The 1,145-nt window shown below is 54.1% G+C and carries 1 pseudogene; it reads left to right on the forward strand.

From position 1 onward, the window contains the following. Window positions 1-1,145 (forward strand): annotated as a pseudogene (locus B9Z46_RS15170) (hypothetical protein); the annotation flags it as partial.

The following is a 1,145-nucleotide window of genomic DNA, read 5'->3' on the forward strand; positions in this document are numbered from 1 at the left end:
CAAACCCTTCAAAAGTTGCATTTCACCATCCTTGGCGTGCCCATGGACGTGCAGATGCAAGATGTATTCGTTAAAAAGATTGAAGCCGAAGGATGGGTCTGGCTCAACAGCATCATCAACGATTATTTGGGTTATGTTGCTTCTATCTCTAGTCATGCCAGCGTCATCAACATGTTGGCAAAAAACGGTTGGGGCTTGCAACTGTCAGATCCCGATTTAGAGTTCTGGGGCAAGTACGTTAAAGACGGCAACATCACCTTTGAAGGCTTGGTGACACTGGCCATGCAAACGGTAGGCGGGCCTGGCAAAGACACCATGACGCAGCGTGAGCAAGTGGCGCAGCGTTATTCTGCGGCTGCAGAGGCGGCCAAGAAGGCCGCACTCGACGAAGGCGCTGTGGCCAAGGCGGCGATCAACTCTATTTTGATGACTGTCAAAGACACGGCCAAGTCGGCAGAGCTTGCCAACGCTGCGCTTGATAAGTTCTTGGCTTCTGTCAAAGATGCAGGCATCTCTTTGACACTCATCGATGGTTATATCTCTGGCGCTAGCGTGCTGGTAGATGCCAATGGCAACGGTAAGCAAGACCCGGGTGAGTACGTTGGCAAAACGGATGCATCGGGCAACATTGTGCTGCCCCCTAGCGCACCTGCGGGAAAGCTCATTGCCACCGGCGGCACCGACTTGCTCACAGGCAAAGCTTTCACTGGTGTACTAACAGCACCTGCTGGCGTTACGCTGGTCACGCCTTTGAGCACCTTGATTGAGTCGATGGTCTCACAGGGCTTGGCCACTGATTTGTTTGCCGCAACGTCGCAAGTGCAAACGGCGCTTGGTATTCCAAGCACTGTGGACGTGCTCAGCTTTGATCCTCTGGCCTCACTGTCTAGCAGCACCGATAGCACGGCCAATAAGCAAGCTGCGCTTGCACTGCTGTCAGTGCAACAGCAAGTTGCTACGGTCATTGCGCAGGCGTCTACTTCGATTAGCAAAGGCAGCACAGCAGCCGACGCTACCAGTGCCAGCCAGGCGGTGGTCTCGGCTTTGGCCAGCGCCATCTCTAGCTCGGTTACTACTGCGCCTACAACGCCAACCACACCGACTACACCAACTACACCAACTACACCAACTACACCAACTACACC

The sequence above is a fragment of the Limnohabitans sp. Hippo4 genome, assembly GCF_003063605.1.
In the GTDB taxonomy this organism is placed as follows: domain Bacteria; phylum Pseudomonadota; class Gammaproteobacteria; order Burkholderiales; family Burkholderiaceae_C; genus Limnohabitans_A.